Below are 20098 nucleotides of genomic sequence, written 5' to 3' on the forward strand. Positions count from 1 at the left end.
GAATTTTTATATAACCAAAAAAATTACAAGACAATGCAGCTTTCGGGGAAGTGATTGTCTTGTTGAGCTGTGCAGACCCGTTCGCGGCCCGCTGCAGGCTGAAGCTGATCTGAAAACCCGCGCAGGCCCGCAAGAGCCGGTTTGCCGCGAATGCGCGGGTAGTTTCACCCTCGCATTCACGGCCAGGCCCGGCTTGGAAGAAAGATCAGGGTCGGCCTTGTTCCTTGCCCTGAGGCTCGCGGATCTTGTACCAAGCCACATACAGCGCTGGCAGGAACAGCAGCGTGAGCAAGGTGGCGACGATGATCCCACCGATCATGGCGTAGGCCATCGGCCCCCAGAACACCTCGCGGGCAATCGGTATCATGCCCAGACTCGCTGCTGCCGCCGTCAGCAGAATCGGCCTTCGCCGATGATTGGTGGCTTCGACCACGGCATCCCACGGCGTCAGGCCCTGGGCGTGGAACTCGTCGATCTGGGTCACCAGGATCACCGAGTTTCGGATGATGATGCCAGCCAGGGCAAGAATACCGAGGATTGCCACAAACCCCAGGGGCGTGCCAGTCGGCACCAGCGCCAGCACCACGCCGATCAAGCCCAGCGGCGCCACACTGATCACCAACAGCAACTTCTGCACGCTGTGCAGTTGGATCATCAGGAAAGTCGCCATTAGGAACAGCATCAGCGGTATGACTTTGCTGATCGGCCCCTGAGCCTTGGCGCTCTCCTCCACCGTACCACCCGTAGCCACTTCGAAGCCCACAGGCAGTTTGCTGGCGAACTCATCGATCTTCGGCTTGAGCTGAGCCACCAGGTCAGTGGGCTGAATGTCACCGTTGACCGATGCCTTGATGGTGATGGTTGGCTTGCGATCGCGGCGCCACACCAGTGGCTGTTCGAGCTCGTAGCGCACGGTAGCGAAGGACAACAGTGGGATCGAGGTGCCGTTGGGGGTGAGGATCTGAAGGTTCTGCAGGGTATCGGGCGAGCCGCGCTCACCGTCTTCGGCGCGGGCGACCACATCGATCAGGTAGATGTTGTCGTTGACCTGGGTGATCTGCACACCGCTGACGATGCTGTTCATCACTTTGGCTACGTCCTCGGACGACAACCCCAGCTGGCGCGCCTTGTCCTGGGCGATCTCCACCCGCAGCACCTTGCCGGGCTCGTTCCAGTCGAACATCATCTCGCCGATGTACTTGTTCTGGTCCAGCAAGGTCGCCAGGTCGATGGCGTGTTTGCGCACCTGATCGATATCGCCGCCACTGACCCGGTACTGGATCGGCCGCCCTACGGGCGGGCCCATCTCCAGCGACTGTACGTTGACACCGATGCCGACGAAGTCTTCCCGCAGGATCTTCCTCAGGCGCGGCATCAACGCCTCGCGCGCCTCAAGGCTCTTGCTGACGATCACCAACTGCGCGTAGTACGGGTTCTGCAGCTGCTGGTCCAGGGGCAGGTAGAAACGGATCGCACCCTGGCCGATGTAGGTGCTCCAGTGCACCAAGTCAGGGTCATCCTTGATCCGCGCCTCGAAACGATCCACCACTTTGCGGGTTTCCTCGATCGAAGCATTCTGCGGCAGGTTCAGGTCGACCAGGATTTCCGGCCGGTCAGATGACGGGAAGAACTGGTTCTGCACGAAGCGCATACAAAAGACCGCCAGGGCGAACAACACCACCGTGCCGATGATGGTCAGCCAGCGATGGCGCATGCACCATAGCAGGCCATGCTCGAATGCCCGGCCAACCCGACCTGGCTCGTTCGAATGGCCTTTGACCTTGCGGCTGCTGAGGATATGCACACCCAACACCGGAGCGAAGAACACCGCCACCACCCATGACACCAGCAGCGCCACCGCGATAACGGCGAACAGGGTGAAGGTGTATTCACCGGCAGAGCTGCCGTTCAAGCCAATGGGCACGAAGCCGGCCACCGTAACCAGGGTGCCCGTGAGCATGGGAAATGCCGTGGAGGTATAGGCGAAGGTGGCGGCCTGCTCCCGGCTTTCGCCCATCTCCAGCCGTGTGACCATCACCTCGACCGTGATCATCGCGTCATCGACCAGCAAACCTAGAGCGATGATCAAAGCCCCCAGTGAAATTCGCTGCATGGTGATGCCGCTGTATTCCATGAACACGAACACCATCGCCAGCACCAGTGGAATGGAGCATGCCACTACTAGGCCCGCGCGCATCCCCAGGCTGATGAAGCTCACCGCCAGCACGATCACCACGGCTTCGAACAGCGCACTGGTGAAACCACCAACTGCCTTTTCGACCACGACGGACTGGTCCGAGACGGTATGCACGCCCACGCCAATCGGCAGATCTTCTATCACCTGGTCCATCCGGTGTTTCAGCGCATCACCGAACACCTGCACGTTGCCACCGGCCTTCATGCCGATAGCAAGGCCAATGGCGGTCTGACCGTTGTAACGGAACATCGGTGACGGCGGGTCGACGTAACCGCGCTGGATGTTGGCGATATCGGCCAGGCGGTAGAAGCGGTCATTGATCTTCAGGTTGACAGTCTGCAGGTCTTTTTCCGAAGCGAATTGCCCGGTGGTGCGCACTGAGATACGTTCCGGGCCAGCCTCGATCACCCCAGCCGGGGTTACGGCGTTCTGCGCTTGCAAAGCCTGCATGACCTGACGCTGGTCGATACCCAGCGCGGCCAACTTGCGGGTCGAGAAATTCAGGTACAGCACTTCATCCTGAGTGCCGATCATTTCGATCTTGCCGATATTGGGCACATCGCGCACTTCGGCGCGGGCCTGCTCCACGTAATCGCGCAGTTGACGCAGGGTGAGGCCATCGGCGGTGAACGCATAGACCGAGCCGAACACATCGCCGAATTCGTCATTGAAACCCGGGCCCTGGATGCCTGAGGGGAAGTCCCCGCGGATGTCCTGGATCTTCTTGCGCACCTGGTACCAGATTTGCGGGATGTCCTCGGCCTTGGTGGTATCGCGCAGGTAGACATACACCGTCGACTCGCCTGGGCGGGTGTAGCTTTTGGTGTAGTCGAGCGAATCGAGGTCTTCGAGCTTCTTCTCGATGCGGTCGGTGACTTGGTACAAGGTTTCGGCCTGAGTCGCACCCGGCCAGCGGGTCTGGATCACCATGGTCTTGATGGTGAACGACGGGTCTTCCTCACGGCCAAGATTGAAGTACGAAAAAATGCCCATCAGCAGGCTGACGAACATCAGGTACCAGACGAAGGATTGATGCTTGAGCGCCCAGTCGGACAGGTTGAAGCTTCCTTTCATTGCGCATCCTCGTCGAAGACGACCTTCTGGCCAGGCTTGAGGCTGTTGACGCCGGCAGTCACCACGTATTCGCCGGGCTGCACGCCCGAGGCCAGCACGATACTGTCGTCGGTTCGCTCGATCAAAGTGACGTCCCGGGTATTCACGGTTTTTTGCTGGGTGTCGATCACCCAGACCTGGGTCTTGCCATCGCGTTCGAGCAGAGCGCTCAGGGGTAGCTCGCTGCGCGCCGATACCGGCGAGCTCAGAGTGACGCTGATCGCGGTGCCCAGATGGAACGCCGGCGGGGTGCTGGCCAGGGTCAGGCGGGCGCGGCGGGTACGGGTGGTCGGGTCTGCCTGGGGCTCCAGCTCCCGCAAGGTTGCGGTGGTGTTGATGCCAGAATCGAGTTGCGAGGCGACGGTGAAGGTGAGGTTCTGGTTAAGTTGCTCGGCCACCCCGATCGGCAGGTCGATCACCGCCTCTTTCACATCAGGCCGCGCCAGCGTCACCACGGCCTGGCCAGCGGTAACGGTCTGCCCGGCCTCGGCCTGCCAAGCAGTGATCACTGCATCGTGGTCGCTGCGCAGGGTGCTGTAGCCGAGCTGGTCCTGGGCCTGGCGCTTAGCCGAGCGGGCCTGCTCCAGGGCGGCGCCGGTGGTCTTAAGGTTGGTCTGGGCGATATCCAACTGCGCCTGGGCCCCCACACCGCGATCATAGAGCTGCTGCTGACGGCGGGCATCGGCCTGGGCGTTGATCCACTGCGCCTGCACCCTGGCCAAGTCGCCCTCGGCGGCACGCAGTTGGTTTTGCTGGTCGGTAGGGTCAAGGGTCGCCAAAGTGTCGCCGGCTTTGACCTGGGCGCCCACATCCAGCCAGCGCCGCGCGATGCGCCCACCAACCCGGAAGCCCAAGGTGCTCTCGAAGCGCGCCTCGATCACCCCGGCGAAGCGCCCCAATTGCGCCTGCACCTGTGGCTGGACCTTGACCGACAGCACCGGGCGGATCGGCTCGGGCGCTTGCTCCTCACTACCGCAGGCAGCAAGCAGCATGGCGGCCGATACCATCAGCAGACGCTTCATCGTGCACCTCCGGGAGCTGTGGCATCGACTTTCTCCACCTGCATGCCGGGGTGTAGCAGCTGGGTTCCGTTGACCACGACCGTTTCCCCAGCTTTCAGGCCACTGGCGATGACGACCTTGCCGGTCAGGTAGCGGCCGACCTCGACCTTACGCAGTTCGACCTTGTCACCCTCGCCAACCACCCAAACCGCCGGGGCATGCAGCGCCTTGGTCAACGCCGACCATGGCAGCTCGATGCTCGGCCTGCCGACCGCATGGGTACTGGCGGTGACCGGTGCGCCCAGTTGCATACCGGGTGGTACGTTCTTCAGCGCCACCTTGACCTGCACCGTGCCACTTTGCGCCGACACTGTAGGGGTTATCTCGCGTACGAACCCTTGAGCCTGCACCTTGGGGTCGTCCAGCAGGCTAACGGTGACGCCGGTATCGCTCGGTGGCGCGACCAACAAGGATTCATACACGTTGAAGACTGCATCGCGCTCACCATCCCGAGCCAGGCTGAAGATCGGCATGGTCGCCTGTACCACTTGGCCGACCTCGGCCTGGCGCGCGGTGATCACGCCATCGGCCTCGGACACCAGGGCGGTGTAGCTCAGTTGCTCGTTGGCATTGGCCAACTGCGCCTGAGCGGCCTTGAGCGCACTTTGGTTACTGCGCAGGGCAGCTTCGGCGGAATCGTATTCGCTTTTGCTGGTGTAGCCCTTGGGCAGCAACTTCTGCTGGCGCACGAACGCGGCACTGGTCTGGGTGACCCGCGCCTGGGCAGCAAAGACCTCGGCCTTGGCCGAGTCGACATTGTTCTGCAGGTCTTTGGGGTCAAGCCGTGCCAATACCTGCCTGGCCTTGACGTGGTCGCCGACATCCACGCTTCGGGAGATGATCTTGCCACCGACGCGGAACGACAAGTCAGTCTGCACCCGTGCTTGAACATCCCCAGTGAGGGTCACCCTGGCCGCGAAATCGGTTGGCGATACCTGCTGCACGCCCACCCGTGGGTGCGTTTGAGGCACTTCTTCTTTACTACAGCCGGTGAGCGAAAACAGCAGCCCCAGAAAAACGACCGACAATGGACGCATGAACTTCATGCAGGCTCCTTGCTTGCGCGCAAATGATTCGAGGGATGCGACTGTCAGCGTAGTCCAGGGTTCGAAAAACATCGCAGGCGGCAAACCGTTACACGCTTATCAGGTGCTGATTTCGAGGCAGGCAATTCGATCGTGGCAGGGGCATACGCGGGTGAACCCGCCCCCACAGGTTGGCGCATCTCGGAGCATGCGCAAGCCTTGTGGCAGCGGGTTCACTGGCGAATAGGCGGGGTCAGGCTGATGCAGCCACCTGGCTCGAGCGCTTGAGCTGAGGCTGCGAAGCGTTTGCTGCAGCCCCCTCTTCAATGGCTTGCTGAATCGCCTTGCGGCGACGCTCTTCGGCACGGCGGCTGAAGAACCAGACGAAGAAGGTCACGATCGACACCGACAGCAGAATCAAGCTGGCTACGGCGTTGATCTCGGGTTTCACGCCCAAGCGCACGGCCGAGAACACTTCCATCGGCAAGGTCGTCGAACCCGGGCCGGACACGAAGCTGGCCAGAACCAGGTCGTCCAGCGACAGCGCGAACGACATCATGCCGCCCGCCGCCAACGACGGCGCGATCATCGGGATGGTGATCAGGAAGAACACCTTCCACGGCTTGGCACCCAAGTCCATGGCCGCCTCTTCGATCGACAGGTCCAGCTCACGCAGACGTGCCGACACCACCACCGCCACATAGGCTGCACAGAACGTGGTGTGTGCGATCCAGATGGTGACGATGCCACGCTCCTGCGGCCAGCCGATCATCTGCGCCATGGCCACGAACAGCAGCAACAGCGACAGACCGGTAATCACCTCTGGCATCACCAGCGGCGCGGTGACCAAACCACCGAACAGGGTGCGCCCCTTGAAGCGGGTGACCCGGGTCAGCACGAAGGCCGCCAGAGTGCCCAGCGCCACTGCCGCCACCGCGGTGTAGCAGGCGATTTCCAGCGAGCGCATGACCGAACCCATCAACTGGGTATTGTCGAGCAGGCCGACGTACCACTTCACCGACCAGCCGCCCCACACCGTCACCAGCTTGGAAGCGTTGAACGAATAGATCACCAGGATCAGCATCGGCAGGTAAATGAACAGCAAGCCAAGCACCAGCATCACGCTGGAGAAACTGAAGCGCTTCATGCCCTGCCCTCCATTTCTTTAGCCTGGCTGCGGTTGAACAGCAGGATCGGCACGATCAGGATCGCCAGCATCACCACCGCCAAGGCAGAGGCCACCGGCCAGTCACGGTTATTGAAGAATTCCTGCCACAGCACTTTACCGATCATCAGGGTTTCCGGGCCGCCGAGCAGTTCAGGGATGACGAACTCGCCTACTACCGGGATGAACACCAGCATGCAGCCGGCGATGATGCCGTTCTTCGACAGCGGCACGGTGATCTTCCAGAAGCTGTTGAAAGTGCTCGACCCCAGGTCCGAAGCCGCTTCGAGCAAGCTTTGATCGTGCTTCACCAGGTTGGCGAACAGCGGCAGAATCATGAACGGCAGGTACGAATAGACCACGCCGATATACACCGCCAGGTTGGTGTTGAGGATCTGTAACGGCTGATCGATCAACCCAGTCCACAGCAAGAAGCCATTGAGCAGGCCGTTGTTGCTGAGGATGCCCATCCAGGCATAGACGCGGATCAGGATCGCGGTCCAGGTCGGCATCATGATCAGCAGCAGCAGAACCGTCTGGGTTTCCTTCTTGGCATTGGCGATGGCGTAGGCCATCGGGTAGCCGATCAGCAGGCACAGCAGGGTGCTGAAGAAGGCCATCTTCAATGAACCCAGGTAGGCCGAGATGTACAGTTCATCCTCGGTCAACAGGCCGTAGTTGGCCAGGTTGAGTACCAACTGGATCTTGTCTTCGACGTAGGTATAGATCTCGGTATACGGCGGGATCGCTACGTCGGCTTCAGCGAAGCTGATCTTCAGCACGATGAAGAACGGCAGCATGAAGAACAGGAACAGCCAGATGAACGGAATCCCGATCACCACGTGCCGCCCCTCCGGGGTCAGGCGTTGGAAGGCTCGCTTGAGCTTGCGAATTTTCATGACCGCAGTACCACGCCGCTGTCGTCTTCCCACCACACGAATACTTCATCGCCCCAGGTCGGGCGGGCGCCCTGGCGCTCGGCATTGGCGACGAAGGTCTGGACGATCTTGCCGCTGGGCAACTCCACATAAAACACCGAGTGGCCGCCCAGGTAAGCGATGTCATGCACCTTGCCGCGCGACCAGTTGTGCTCGAAGTCTGGCTGGGTGGTGGTGACCAGGAGTTTCTCCGGGCGCAATGCGTAGGTGATGTGCTTGTCTTCCACCGAGGTGGTGATGCCGTGGCCCACGTAGATCTTGCGCTCCAGCTCAGGGCTGGCAATGATCGCGTAGCCTTCGGCGTCGTCGACCACATCACCCTCGAACAGGTTGACGTTACCGATGAATTCGCATACCAGGCGGCTGGTAGGGGTCTCGTAGATGTCCACTGGCGAGCCGATCTGGGCGATCCAGCCCAGGTGCATGATGGCGATGCGCTGGGCCATGGTCATGGCCTCTTCCTGGTCGTGGGTCACCATCACGCAGGTCACGCCCACGCGCTCGATGATTTCCACCAGTTCCAGTTGCATCTGCGACCGCAGTTTCTTGTCCAGCGCACCCATCGGCTCGTCGAGCAGCAGCAGCTTGGGACGTTTGGCCAGGGAGCGAGCCAGCGCCACCCGCTGACGCTGGCCACCGGAAAGCTGGTGTGGCTTGCGCTTGGCGTACTGAGTCATGTGCACCAGCTTTAGCATCTCGGCCACGCGGGCGTCGATCTCGGCCTTGGGCATTTTGTCCTGCTGCAGGCCGAAGGCGATGTTCTGCGCAACGGTCATGTGCGGGAACAGCGCGTAGGACTGGAACATCATGTTGATTGGCCGCTCGTACGGCGGCATGTCAGTGATGTCGACGCCATCGAGGAAGATCCGCCCTTCTGTCGGGCGCTCGAAGCCAGCCAGCATACGCAGCAAGGTCGATTTGCCGGACCCGGAGCCACCTAGCAGGGCGAAGATCTCGCCTTTACGGATTTCCAGGGACACATCGTCCACGGCGACGGTTTCGTCGAATTTTTTTGTAACCCGGTCGATCTTGACCAGCACCTGCTTGGGTTGCTGGCCACCCTCGAGGGCTTTTTTATAGGCACCGGAGGCAACTGCCATGAGTGAAACTCCCAACAAGATTTTTGTGCCCGTGCCGCCTGTAGGTCAGGTGCCGACACGGGTCTGGATGATTACTTGCCCGACTTGACCTTGGTCCAGCTGCGGGTCATCAGACGCTGCACCTTTGGCGGCAACTCTGAGTTCACGAACATCTTGTCCAGCACTTCCTGCGGTGGGTAAACCGCGGCGTCAGTCCTCACGGCCTGGTCCATCAGGTCGCCAGCCTTGGGGTTCGGGTTGGCGTAACCGACGTAATCACTGACCTGGGCGATAACCTCAGGTTTCAGCAAATAGTTGATGAAGGCGTGGGCCTCTTTGACGTTCTTGGCGTCCTTGGGGATCGCCAGCACATCGAACCAGAGGTTGCCGCCTTCCTTGGGGATGGCATAAGCCAGGTTCACGCCTTTCTTCGCTTCCTCAGCGCGGGCCTTGGCCTGGAACACATCACCCGAGAAACCTGCCGCGACGCAGATGTCGCCGTTGGCCAGGTCCGTGATGTACTTGGACGAGTGGAAGTAGGTCACGTACGGGCGTACGGCCAGTAACTTCTTCTCGGCCTTTGCGTAATCCTTGGGGTCGGTGCTGTTGGGGTTGAGCCCCATGTAGTTGAGCACCGCGGGGAGCATTTCGTCTGCCGAATCGAGGAAGGCCACACCGCACTTGGAGAGCTTCTTCATGTTCTCGGGTTCGAACAGCACCGCCCAGGAGTCGATGGTATCCACGCCCAGCGCGGCCTTGACCTTATCGACGTTATAACCAATACCATTGGTGCCCCACAGATAGGGCACGGCGTACTGGTTGCCTGGGTCGTTCTTCTCCAGGCGCTTCATCAACGCCGGGTCAAGGTTGGAATAGTTGGGCAGCAGGCTCTTGTCGAGCTTGCGAAACGCGCCCGCCTTGATCTGCTTGCCGAGGAAATGGTTGGACGGCACCACCACGTCATAGCCGGTGTTGCCGGCCAGCAGTTTGCCTTCCAAGGTTTCGTTGGAGTCGAAAACGTCCTGCACAGGCTTGATGCCCGTTTGCTTTTCGAAGTCCGCCAATGTGTTCGGGCCGATGTAGTCCGACCAGTTGTAGAAGTGCACCGTAGGCGCCGCTTGGACGCTGCATGCCAGCGTCAGGCCCGCTCCAGCCATCAAGGCCTTGCGAAATACAGAAATAGACAAGTGGTTGGTCCTCACAATCAGTGCCTGGGTGACGGCGTACTCATTCGCTACAAGCGCTGCCGCGCACGCAAAACCGGCGCGCAACTTACCTGCGCAGCCTCGATGCCGCAATCATCAATTGCCATTGGCAGGCTCTAGGCCGGGAACCCCCAGCCCAGAGGCCACGCATCGGGGTTATTTGCCCGACTTGATCCGGGTCCAGCTACGGGTGATGTCACGCTGCACCTTTGCATCGGGTGCCGCGATGGCGTACAGCTTCTTCTTCACGTCCGCTGGCGGGTAGATGCTCGGGTCGCCTTTGATGGCCTGGTCCACGAACTGGGTGGCTGCGGCGTTACCGTTCGGGAAGCGCACGGCGTTGGTGATTTCGGCCATGATTTCCGGCTGCAGCAGGAAGTTCATGAACTGATAGGCAGCATCTTTATGCTCGGCATCTTTCGGGATGGCGACCATGTCGTAGAAGGTGCCGGCACCTTCTTTGGGAATCACGTAGTCCACCTTGACCTTGTCGCCGGCCTCGTGAGCGCGGGCCTTGGACTGCTCCAGATCACCCGAGTAACCGACGGCTACGCAGATGTTGCCGTTGGCCATGTCGCCAATGTACTTGGACGAGTGGAAGTAGGTGATCGAAGGACGGATCTTGAGGAACAGGTCCTCGGCGTCCTTGAGGTCTTGCTTGCTGGTGCTGTTGGTCGGCCTGCCCAGGTAGTGCAGCGCAGCCGGGATCATCTCGGTCGGGGCATCCAGGAAGCTTACGCCGCAGCTCTTGAGCTTTTCGATGTTCTCAGGCTTGAACACCACATCCCACGAGTCGATCTTGTCCACGCCCAGCGCGGCCTTGACCTTTTCCGGGTTGTAGCCGATGCCGATCGAACCCCACATGTACGGGAAAGCGTATTTGTTGCCTTGGTCGCTGGCATCGCCCACGGCCTTGAGCAGGTCTTCGTCGAGGTTTTTCCAGTTGCTGAGCTTGGAGCGGTCCAGCTCCTGGTAGACGCCAGCCTTGATCTGCTTGGCCAGGAAGTTGTTGGACGGCACAACGATGTCGTAACCCGACTTGCCCGCCAGCAGCTTGGCTTCGAGGGTTTCGTTGCTGTCGAAGACGTCGTATTTGACCTTGATGCCAGTTTGCTTCTCGAACTTGGCGATGGTGTCCGGCGCGATATAGTCCGACCAGTTGTAGACGTTCAACACCTTGTCTTCGGCCTGTGCAGCAGTGGCCATGGCACCCATCAGGGCTGCGGCCAGCAACGTCTTGCCCATTTTCTTCATGCGTCATGCTCCAGATTTTTTTGATTAGCCATCCGTTCAGCAGCCAGGCCCCGCGCTACACGCGTCGCAGCGACTGAAACAGCCACTAGTCTGGCAAGTTACAAGGCGCTGTTTCAAGGAAAGCACGGCCTTGTAACCGCTTAATGTCACATCGCTAGCCTAGCAAACGCTCAGCGGATCGCTTCGAGTGTCAGGTCCAGGCACTTGCGCGCCTTTTCCACGAGCTCATCCACCTCCTCGCGGCTGATCACCAACGGTGGCGCGATGATCATGGTGTCGCCAACCGCGCGCATGATCAGGCCGTTCTCGAAGCAGAAGTTACGGCACACCATGCCTACACCCTTGCCTTCGTAACGGCTGCGGGTGGCTTTGTCCTTGACCAGCTCGATCGCGCCAAGCAGGCCAAGGCCGCGTACCTCGCCTACCAGCGGGTGGTCCTGCAGCTCGCGCAGTCGTTTTTGCAAGTACGGTGCCACTTCCGTGCGCGCCTTCTCGACGATCTTTTCATCGCGCAGGATACGCAGGTTTTCCAGGCCCACCGCCGCCGCCACCGGGTGCCCGGAGTAGGTGAAGCCGTGGTTGAAGTCACCGCCCTCGCTGAGCACCTTGGCCACTTTGTCTCGCACGATCACCCCACCCATGGGGATGTAACCGGAGGTCAGGCCCTTGGCGATGGTCATCAAATCAGGCTTGAGGTCGTAGTAGTCGGAGCCGAACCACTGGCCGGTACGGCCGAAACCGCAGATCACTTCATCGGCAACGAACAGGATGTCGTACTTGGCCAGGATCTCCTTCACCTTCGGCCAATAGGTTTCAGGCGGGATGATGACCCCGCCTGCACCCTGGATCGGCTCGGCAATGAAGGCCGCCACGTTGTCTTCGCCGACTTCCAGGATTTTTTGTTCCAGTTGCTCGGCGGCCCATACCCCGAACGCATCCGGGGTCATGTCACCGCCCTCGCCGAACCAGTATGGCTGGGCGATGTGCACGATGCCCGGGATCGGCAAACCGCCCTGCTCGTGCATGCCACTCATACCACCCAGGCTGGCCCCGGCAACGGTCGAGCCGTGGTAGCCATTGACCCGGCCGATGATGGTCTGCTTGTGCGGTTTGCCTTTCAGCGCCCAGTAATGCCGAACCATGCGCAGCACGGTGTCATTGCCTTCGGAACCGGAGCCGGTGAAAAACACATGGGTCATGCCCTGCGGCGCAACCTCGGTGATCGCCTTGGCCAGCTCCAGCGCTGGCGGGTGGGCGGTCTGGAAGAACAGGTTGTAGTACGGCAACTCGCGCATCTGCCTTTCAGCCGCCTGCACCAACTCTTCGCGGCCATAGCCAACCGCCACGCACCACAGGCCGGCCATGCCGTCGAGGATCTTGTGCCCCTCGCTGTCCCACAAATGCACACCCTGCGCTTTGGTAATGATGCGCGGGCCCTTCTCCTTGAGCTGCTTATAGTCAGAGAAGGGTGCAAGGTGATGCTCGCCGCTCAGGGTTTGCCATTCACGGGTTTGCGGGTTGTTGACGCTCATGTGCCTCTCCATTTTCCGGCAGCCGCAGCAGCGGCCTCAGGGTTGATCAGACAGCGAATAGCAGGAATTCACGCTCCCAGGAGCTGATGACGCGCTTGAAGTTCTCATGCTCGGCGCGCTTGGTGGCGACGTAGCCGGTGATGAACTTCTTGCCCAGGTACTGCACCAGCGCGCGGCTGATTTCCATGCGCTCAAGGGCATCTTCGATGGTCAGCGGCAGGCGCAGGTTGCGGCGCTCGTAGCCACGGCCCTGAACCGGCGCGCTGGCTTCGATGCCTTCGACCATGCCGATGTAGCCGCACAGCAGGCTCGCAGCGATGGCCAGGTAAGGGTTGGCATCAGCGCCTGGCAGGCGGTTCTCGACACGGCGGTTCTGCGGGCCGGCATCCGGTACGCGCAGGCCAACAGTGCGGTTTTCTTCGCCCCACTCCACGTTCACCGGCGCCGAGGTATCGGGCAGGAAGCGGCGGAACGAGTTGACGTTGGGGGCAAACAGCGGCAGCGCTTCGGGGATGAACTTCTGCAGGCCACCGATGTGGTTCAGGAACAGCTCGCTCATGCTGCCGTCTTCATTGCTGAAGATGTTCTTGCCCGTGGCCACATCGACCACGCTCTGGTGCAGGTGCATGGCGCTGCCCGGCTCGCCGGTCATGGGCTTGGCCATGAAGGTGGCAGCGACGTTGTGCTTGAGCGCGGCCTCGCGCATGGTGCGTTTGAACACCAGAATCTGGTCGGCCAGGTGCAGGGCATCGCCATGACGGAAGTTGATTTCCATCTGCGCCGTGCCGTCTTCGTGAATCAGCGTGTCCAGGTCCAGGCGCTGCAGTTCGCACCAGTCATACACATCTTCGAACAGCGGATCGAATTCGTTCGCCGCCTCGATCGAGAACGACTGGCGGCCCGTTTCAGGGCGCCCGGAGCGGCCGACTGGCGGTTGCAGCGGGAAGTCCGGGTCTTCGCTGCGCTTGGTCAGGTAGAACTCCATCTCTGGCGCGACGATAGGCTGCCAGCCCTTGTCGGCGTAGAGCTTGAGCACTTTCTTCAGCACGTTGCGCGGCGACAGCTCGACCGGGTTGCCCTTCTTGTCGTAGGTGTCGTGAATCACCTGGGCCGTCGGCTCGATGGCCCACGGCACGAGGAACACCGCATCCTGGTCAGGGCGGCAGATCATGTCGATGTCGGCTGGGTCGAGCAGGTCGTAATAGATGTCATCGTCGACATAGTCGCCGGTCACGGTCTGCAGCAGCACGCTCTCGGGCAGGCGCATGCCTTTTTCGGCGATGAATTTGTTGGTCGGCGAGATCTTGCCGCGGGTGATGCCAGTCAGGTCACTGATCAGGCATTCGACTTCGGTGATCTTGTGCTCTTTCAACCAATCGGTGAGCTGGTCGAGGTTGTTACTCATAAATACCTCAGGAGGTAAGGTGGTCCGCGCTCTGATTCTGGATGGAGTAGATTGCTAAAGCAAAAACCCACACGCAGGCGCACTGTGGATACACTGAAAACAAGCGTGTCCGTAGTGAAATCGAAGGGCAGATATACGAGAAGAGCAACGAAAAGGCGTTACGAGGTGTGGCCCTGGCACGCAAAGCGTCAATTATTGCGGCCATGCAGGCCACCGCTTGGCTGATGCCTACAGGAACGACGGGGATACCCGACTGCACTGCGCAGGCAGCGCGTTCAGGTCGCGACAAGCGGACCATGTGACCCTCGTATTATTGTGTTTTGGGTTGAGTCCGAGCTTAGCCTTGTTAATTTTTTTACACAACACCTCCGTAAAAAATAAAACACGGCTCGGCGAAGATAGCTCTCGGTACGAGAAATAGCGGATAATGGCACGCCCCGATATGCAGCAAATCTGCCGTCGATGTGCCATTTCAGGGCATCATTGGGTTGGCTTGACATCAGTATGGCTTTTCGATTGACTGGGTCTGCAAGCCCCCCTTGATTGATATTTTTAACAACAAAGGTGTTGCATCATGTCGGTACCCCCGCGTGCCGTTCAGCTTAACGAAGCGAACGCGTTCCTTAAGGAACATCCTGAGGTTCTCTACGTTGACCTTCTGATTGCAGATATGAATGGTGTGGTGCGTGGCAAGCGCATAGAGCGCACCAGCCTCCACAAGGTTTACGAAAAAGGCATCAACCTGCCTGCCTCCCTCTTTGCCCTGGACATCAACGGTTCCACCGTCGAAAGCACAGGCCTTGGCCTGGACATCGGCGATGCTGACCGTATCTGCTACCCGATCCCCGGCACCCTCTCCAACGAACCCTGGCAGAAGCGCCCTACCGCTCAGCTGCTGATGACCATGCACGAACTCGAAGGCGAGCCGTTCTTCGCCGACCCGCGTGAAGTGCTGCGTCAGGTGGTGAGCAAGTTCACCGAAATGGGCCTGACCATCTGCGCCGCATTTGAGCTTGAGTTCTACCTGATCGACCAGGAAAACGTGAACGGCCGCCCGCAGCCGCCACGCTCGCCGATTTCGGGCAAGCGCCCACAGTCGACCCAGGTGTACCTGATCGACGACCTCGATGAATATGCCGACTGCCTGCAGGACATCCTGGAAGGTGCCAAAGAGCAAGGCATCCCAGCTGACGCCATCGTCAAGGAAAGCGCCCCGGCGCAGTTCGAAGTCAACCTGCACCACGTTCCCGATCCGCTCAAGGCCTGCGATTACGCAGTGCTGCTCAAGCGGCTGATCAAGAACATCGCCTACGACCATGAAATGGACACCACCTTCATGGCCAAGCCCTACCCGGGCCAGGCTGGCAACGGCCTGCACGTACACATCTCCGTGCTGGACAAAGATGGCAACAACATCTTCACCAGCGAGGATCCCGAGCAGAACGCCGCGCTACGTCACGCTGTCGGCGGTGTGCTCGAGACCCTGCCCGCGTCCATGGCTTTCCTCTGCCCGAACGTCAACTCGTACCGCCGTTTCGGCGCGCAGTTCTACGTGCCGAACGCGCCGAGCTGGGGCTTGGACAACCGCACCGTGGCCCTGCGCGTGCCGACCGGCTCGCCGGATGCCGTGCGTATCGAGCACCGTGTGGCCGGCGCTGACGCCAACCCATACTTGATGATGGCTGCCGTGCTGGCGGGCGTGCACCATGGCCTGACCAACAAGATCGAGCCAGGCGAGCCGATCGAAGGCAACTCGTATGAGCAGCTGGAGCAGAGCCTGCCGAACAACCTGCGCGATGCCCTGCGCGAGCTGGACGACAGCGAGATCCTGAACAAGTACATCGATCCGAAGTACATCGACATCTTCGTCGCGTGCAAGGAGAGCGAGCTGGAGGAGTTCGAGCACTCGATCTCCGACCTCGAGTACAACTGGTATCTGCACACCGTGTAACGCAAAACGCCGCCCCAAAGGGCGGCGTTTTTCATTGGCGGGCCAGCATGGGCTTACAGCGGCTTCTCGAAAATCTTCGAATTGCGCTGGTAGTTGTACAACGAAGCCCGTGCCGCTGGCAGCCGCTCGACACCGCTAGGGGCAAACCCGCGCTCACGGAACCAGTGCGCCGTACGCGTCGTGAGCACGAACAGGGTATTCAACCCCATCTGCCGCGCCCGCCCCTCGATCCGCTCCAGCAGTTCGTCGCCACGCCCGCCGTGACGGTATTCCGGGTTTACCGCCAGGCACGCCAGTTCCCCAGCCTGCGAATCGGCAATCGGGTACAGCGCTGCACAGGCAATGATCATCCCCTCACGCTCGACCACACTGAACTGCTCGATCTCACGCTCCAGCACCTCGCGCGAGCGGCGCACCAGGATGCCTTGCTCTTCCAGCGGGCTGATCAGGTCCAGCAAGCCACCGACATCCTCGATGGTCGCCTCGCGCACCACCTCGAACTGCTCCTGGGACACCAGCGTACCGCCACCTTCTCGGGTGAACAGTTCGGTGAGCAAAGCGCCATCTTCGGCATAACTGACGATATGGCTACGCGCCACACCGCCTTTGCAGGCCTCGGCAGCCGCGTCGAGCAACTCAGCCTGGTAATCGCCGCCCAGGCGCGCCAGGTGCGGAGCAATCTGTTGTGGCCGCAGCTCACGCACCAACCGACCGCTCTCGTCCAGCAGGCCAGGCTCGGCCCCGAACAGCAGCAGCTTGTCGGCACCCAGCTCGATGGCTGCACGAGTTGCGACGTCTTCACATGCCAGGTTGAAGATTTCACCCGTGGGCGAATAGCCCAGCGGCGACAGCAGCACGATGGACCGCTCGTCGAGCAGGCGGCTGATGCCTTTGCGGTCTATTCGCCGCACTTCCCCGGTGTGGTGGTAGTCCACGCCTTCGAGCACCCCGATCGGCCGTGCGGTGACCAGGTTGCCGCAAGCCACGCGCAGGCGCGAGCCCTGCATGGGCGAGGCGGCGATGTCCATCGACAGGCGTGCCTCGATGGCCAGGCGCAGGGCGCCTACGGCATCGATCACGCAATCCAGGGTGGCTGCGTCGGTGATACGCAGGCCGTGATGGTAGTGCGGGGTCAGCCCACGCTCGGCCAGGCGGCTTTCGATCTGCGGGCGCGAGCCATGCACCAGCACCAGGCGCACACCCAAGCTGTGCAGCAGCACCAGGTCGTGGACGATATTGCCGAAATTAGGGTGTTCAACGCCATCGCCGGGGAGCATGACCACGAAGGTGCAATCGCGATGGGCATTGATGTACGGGGAGGCATGACGTAGCCAGTTGACGTATTCGGGCATGACGGGGCCTGTGGATAAAGTGGACGGAGAACGGTGAATCACACGGCGTTCAGGATCATCGTCGGAACAGGCTTGCGGTCACGCGCATCTCCTCTAGGCAAGAACGAATCAGCAAGGTGGACGTTTAACTCAGGCAATAGTGCCGGATCAGGTCACGCAATAGACGCACGGTAGGCTCGATTCGTGACATTTCAAGGTATTCGCCAGGCTGGTGGGCGCAGGCGATATCACCGGGGCCGAGCACGATGGTCTGGCAGCCCAGCTGCTGAAGATAAGGCGCTTCGGTACCGAACGCCACCGCTTCGGCCCGATGGCCGGTAAGGCGTTCGGCCACTTGCACCAACTCGGCGTCCGCGTCCTGCTCGAACGGCGGCACCTCAGGGAACAACGGGGCGTAGTCGATACGCACTTCATGACGCTCGGCCACAGGCTTGAGTTTATCGCCAATGGCGGCGCGCAACTGCTCTACATCCATGCCCGGCAGCGGGCGCAGGTCGAACTCCAGGGCGCATTGGCCACAGATGCGGTTGGGGTTGTCACCGCCATGGATGCAGCCGAAATTCATGGTTGGCGTCGGCACGGTGAACTGCGGGTTACTGAAGGTTTGCTGCCATTGCCGGCGCAGGCCCATCAGCTCGCTCATCACCTCGTGCATGGCCTCCATCGCACTATGGCCCAGGCTTGGGTCAGAGGAATGCCCGCTGCGCCCGAGGATGTCGATGCGGTCCATCAGGATGCCCTTGTGCATGCGGATCGGCCGCAGGCCGGTGGGCTCGCCGATCACCGCCGCACGGCCCAGCGGCTGGCCGGCAGCCGCCAGAGCGCGGGCACCGGACATGGAGCTTTCTTCATCGCAGGTGGCCAGGATCATCAGCGGTTGCTTGAAATCGTGCTCCAGCAGCGGAATGACCGCTTCGATGATCAATGCGAAAAAGCCTTTCATGTCGCAGCTACCCAGGCCCACCCAGCGGCCGTCGGCCTCGGTCAGCTTGAGCGGGTCGCTGGCCCACAGTTGTTCATCGTAAGGCACCGTATCACTGTGCCCAGCCAGCACCAGCCCGCCAGGGCCGCTACCACGGCTGGCCAACAGGTTGAACTTGCCAGGGCTGACTTCACGGATGTCACAAGCAAAACCCAGATCGCCCAACCAGCCGGCCAACAGGTCGATGACCTGGCGGTTGGACTGGTCCAGTGCAGGCTGGGTACAACTGACCGAGGGCGCGGCGATCAAAGCGGCAAACTGGTCTTTCAGGGGCGGCAACGGCATGCGCATACTCCTCGGAAGCGTTGCCCATCATAGGACTATCGGCCGTCTGGAATAAACCGTTGCCGGCCGACTGCTGTAGACTGCCCTGCAAAGACGCCCCTCCTTCGAGCCTGTGATGCACAAAGAAACCGAACTCAAGCTGCGCGCCAGCAGCCAGACCCTCGCCGCCCTGCGCGAGCACCCCTTGCTGAAAAAACGCAACAAATCTGGCTGGCAGACCCGCGAGCTGCTCAACCAGTACTTCGATACTCCCGAGCGCGAGCTTTCCGCCGCCCGTGTGGCCCTGCGCCTGCGCCGCGACGGTGAGGCGATCATCCAGACACTCAAGTGCCGCGGGCAAAGCGTTGCCGGGCTGTCCGAGCGCAACGAATACGAGTGGCCGTTGGACAAGGTCAAGCTCGACTTGAAAAAGCTCGACGCCACCTGCTGGCCGGCGCAGCTGGCCGAACTCGACAAAAAAACCATCAAGCCGCTATTCACCACTGACTTCACCCGCGAATACGCCGAAATCAGCTGGGGCCGCGGCAAGAGCAAGGTGGTGATCGAGGCCGCGCTGGACCAAGGCTTCGTGATTGCCGGCAAGCGCAAAGAGGAAATCTGCGAGCTTGAGTTGGAGCTGCGCGAAGGCGCCCCTGAAGCGCTACTGGAGCTGGCCGCCGAGCTGGCCGCCAGCCTGCCGCTGATGCCGTGCGACATCAGCAAGGCCGAGCGCGGCTACCGCTTGCTGGAGCCGGACAGCTACGAGCTGGGCCTGCCGACCACCGAGCTGAGCGCTGAAACTGCTGTGGACGACGCCTTCGCCGCCCTGGCCTGGCAGCTGCTGGGCAGCAGTCAGCGCCTGGCCGAGCAGTACCGCCACAATGGTCACTGGCGCTTGTTGCAGGACTGGGTGCAGTGCCTAGCCGAACTGCGCGCCTTGGTCGCAAGCCTTGGCCAAGCTGCGCCGCGCGCCACCACGCGCGAGCTACGCGCCAGCCTTGATGCGCTGCTGGAAGACTGGCGCCCATTGGTGCAGGCCGGCAATGACGATGAAGACATCCGCCGCGCTGCGCCCGAGCAGTTCCTCGAAGAACTCGAGGACGTACGCTGGGGCCAGTTCTCCCTGGAAACCTCGCGTTGGCTGCTGGCCCGCGCCTGGACCGTGGAGCGCAAGGGCCGTGGCGAGCGCCAGGGCAAGGCGCAGTTGGCAAGCTGGCTGGCGCACCTGCTGGGTGAAGAAGGCCGCTCGCTGAAGCTGCCGCTGTACACCCAACGCCCCGAGGACCTGGCCGAACAGCTGCCACGTATCGAGCAGTTGCTGGCCTGGCTGCACCATGCCCGCCAGGTGCTTGAAGCACCGCAGATGGACCGGTTGTACGGCGATTTGAAAAAGCTGCATGAGCTGGCCGAGTTGCCGATCAGCGATGAGTTGCTGGAGGCGCGTATTGATCAGGCTCGGACAGTGGATCAGAGCCGGGGCTGGAAGCATTTGCTCAAGGCTTAAGGACGCTTTGGCGGTTGGCATCTAACCGCGTTAGGTGACAGGTGTATGGTTTGAGTGTTGTGTGTGCGTTG

At 61.0% G+C, this 20098-nt stretch carries 14 protein-coding genes; 2 read left to right on the forward strand and 12 right to left on the reverse strand.

Annotated features, from left to right (window positions below):
- Positions 1–205: 205 nt before the first annotated feature.
- From ACK59H_RS20130 to ACK59H_RS20175, 10 genes are all read right to left on the reverse strand, one after another.
- Positions 206–3271, reverse strand: coding sequence for an efflux RND transporter permease subunit (locus ACK59H_RS20130; protein WP_409264818.1), 3066 nt, complete (start codon positions 3269–3271; stop codon positions 206–208).
- Positions 3268–4332 carry an efflux RND transporter periplasmic adaptor subunit gene (locus tag ACK59H_RS20135; RefSeq protein WP_060477153.1) on the reverse strand — a complete coding sequence of 355 codons (1065 nt, stop codon included), beginning with the start codon at positions 4330–4332 and terminating at the stop codon, positions 3268–3270. The genes ACK59H_RS20130 and ACK59H_RS20135 overlap by 4 nt, the downstream gene beginning before the upstream one ends.
- Positions 4329–5417: an efflux RND transporter periplasmic adaptor subunit gene (locus ACK59H_RS20140; protein ID WP_060477154.1), complete on the reverse strand. Its 1089-nt coding sequence runs from the start codon at positions 5415–5417 to the stop codon at positions 4329–4331. The genes ACK59H_RS20135 and ACK59H_RS20140 overlap by 4 nt, the downstream gene beginning before the upstream one ends.
- 232 nt (positions 5418–5649) lie before the next feature.
- Positions 5650–6543: an ABC transporter permease subunit gene (locus tag ACK59H_RS20145; protein WP_060477155.1), complete on the reverse strand. Its 894-nt coding sequence runs from the start codon at positions 6541–6543 to the stop codon at positions 5650–5652.
- The gene (locus ACK59H_RS20150; RefSeq protein ID WP_060477156.1) at positions 6540–7460 is read right to left on the reverse strand and encodes an ABC transporter permease subunit; all 921 of its coding nucleotides are present in this window, start codon (positions 7458–7460) and stop codon (positions 6540–6542) included. Before ACK59H_RS20150 ends, ACK59H_RS20145 begins: the two co-directional genes overlap by 4 nt.
- Positions 7457–8599 (reverse strand): polyamine ABC transporter ATP-binding protein, encoded by a 1143-nt coding sequence (potA, locus tag ACK59H_RS20155; protein ID WP_060477157.1) that lies wholly within the window; start codon positions 8597–8599, stop codon positions 7457–7459. Before potA ends, ACK59H_RS20150 begins: the two co-directional genes overlap by 4 nt.
- A gap of 71 nt (positions 8600–8670) precedes the next feature.
- Complete coding sequence (locus ACK59H_RS20160) at positions 8671–9765, reverse strand: polyamine ABC transporter substrate-binding protein (protein ID WP_409264819.1); 1095 nt, start codon at positions 9763–9765, stop codon at positions 8671–8673.
- A gap of 174 nt (positions 9766–9939) precedes the next feature.
- Complete coding sequence (locus ACK59H_RS20165) at positions 9940–11037, reverse strand: polyamine ABC transporter substrate-binding protein (RefSeq protein WP_060477159.1); 1098 nt, start codon at positions 11035–11037, stop codon at positions 9940–9942.
- Positions 11038–11207: 170 nt separating this feature from the next.
- The gene (locus ACK59H_RS20170; protein WP_409264820.1) at positions 11208–12569 is read right to left on the reverse strand and encodes an aspartate aminotransferase family protein; all 1362 of its coding nucleotides are present in this window, start codon (positions 12567–12569) and stop codon (positions 11208–11210) included.
- A gap of 46 nt (positions 12570–12615) precedes the next feature.
- A complete protein-coding gene (locus tag ACK59H_RS20175) occupies positions 12616–13974 on the reverse strand; it encodes a glutamine synthetase family protein (protein ID WP_060477161.1) in 1359 nt (452 codons plus the stop codon).
- Positions 13975–14548: 574 nt separating this feature from the next.
- Here ACK59H_RS20175 and ACK59H_RS20180 point away from each other — a divergent pair.
- On the forward strand, positions 14549–15925 hold the full coding sequence (locus ACK59H_RS20180) for a glutamine synthetase family protein (RefSeq protein ID WP_028688543.1): 1377 nt from the start codon (positions 14549–14551) through the stop codon (positions 15923–15925).
- Between the two features lie 53 nt (positions 15926–15978).
- On the opposite strand, the gene argA is transcribed toward ACK59H_RS20180, so the two are convergent.
- A complete protein-coding gene (gene argA, locus ACK59H_RS20185; protein WP_186476210.1) occupies positions 15979–17277 on the reverse strand; it encodes an amino-acid N-acetyltransferase in 1299 nt (432 codons plus the stop codon).
- 124 nt (positions 17278–17401) lie between these two features.
- On the reverse strand, positions 17402–18544 hold the full coding sequence (gene argE / locus ACK59H_RS20190) for an acetylornithine deacetylase (RefSeq protein WP_060477163.1): 1143 nt from the start codon (positions 18542–18544) through the stop codon (positions 17402–17404).
- 115 nt (positions 18545–18659) lie between these two features.
- On the opposite strand from argE, the gene ACK59H_RS20195 reads away from it, so the two are divergent.
- Complete coding sequence (locus ACK59H_RS20195; protein ID WP_409264821.1) at positions 18660–20027, forward strand: CYTH domain-containing protein; 1368 nt, start codon at positions 18660–18662, stop codon at positions 20025–20027.
- Positions 20028–20098 lie beyond the last annotated feature (71 nt).

Source organism: Pseudomonas sp. KCJK9000 (assembly GCF_046230725.1).
Lineage (GTDB): Bacteria > Pseudomonadota > Gammaproteobacteria > Pseudomonadales > Pseudomonadaceae > Aquipseudomonas > Aquipseudomonas promysalinigenes.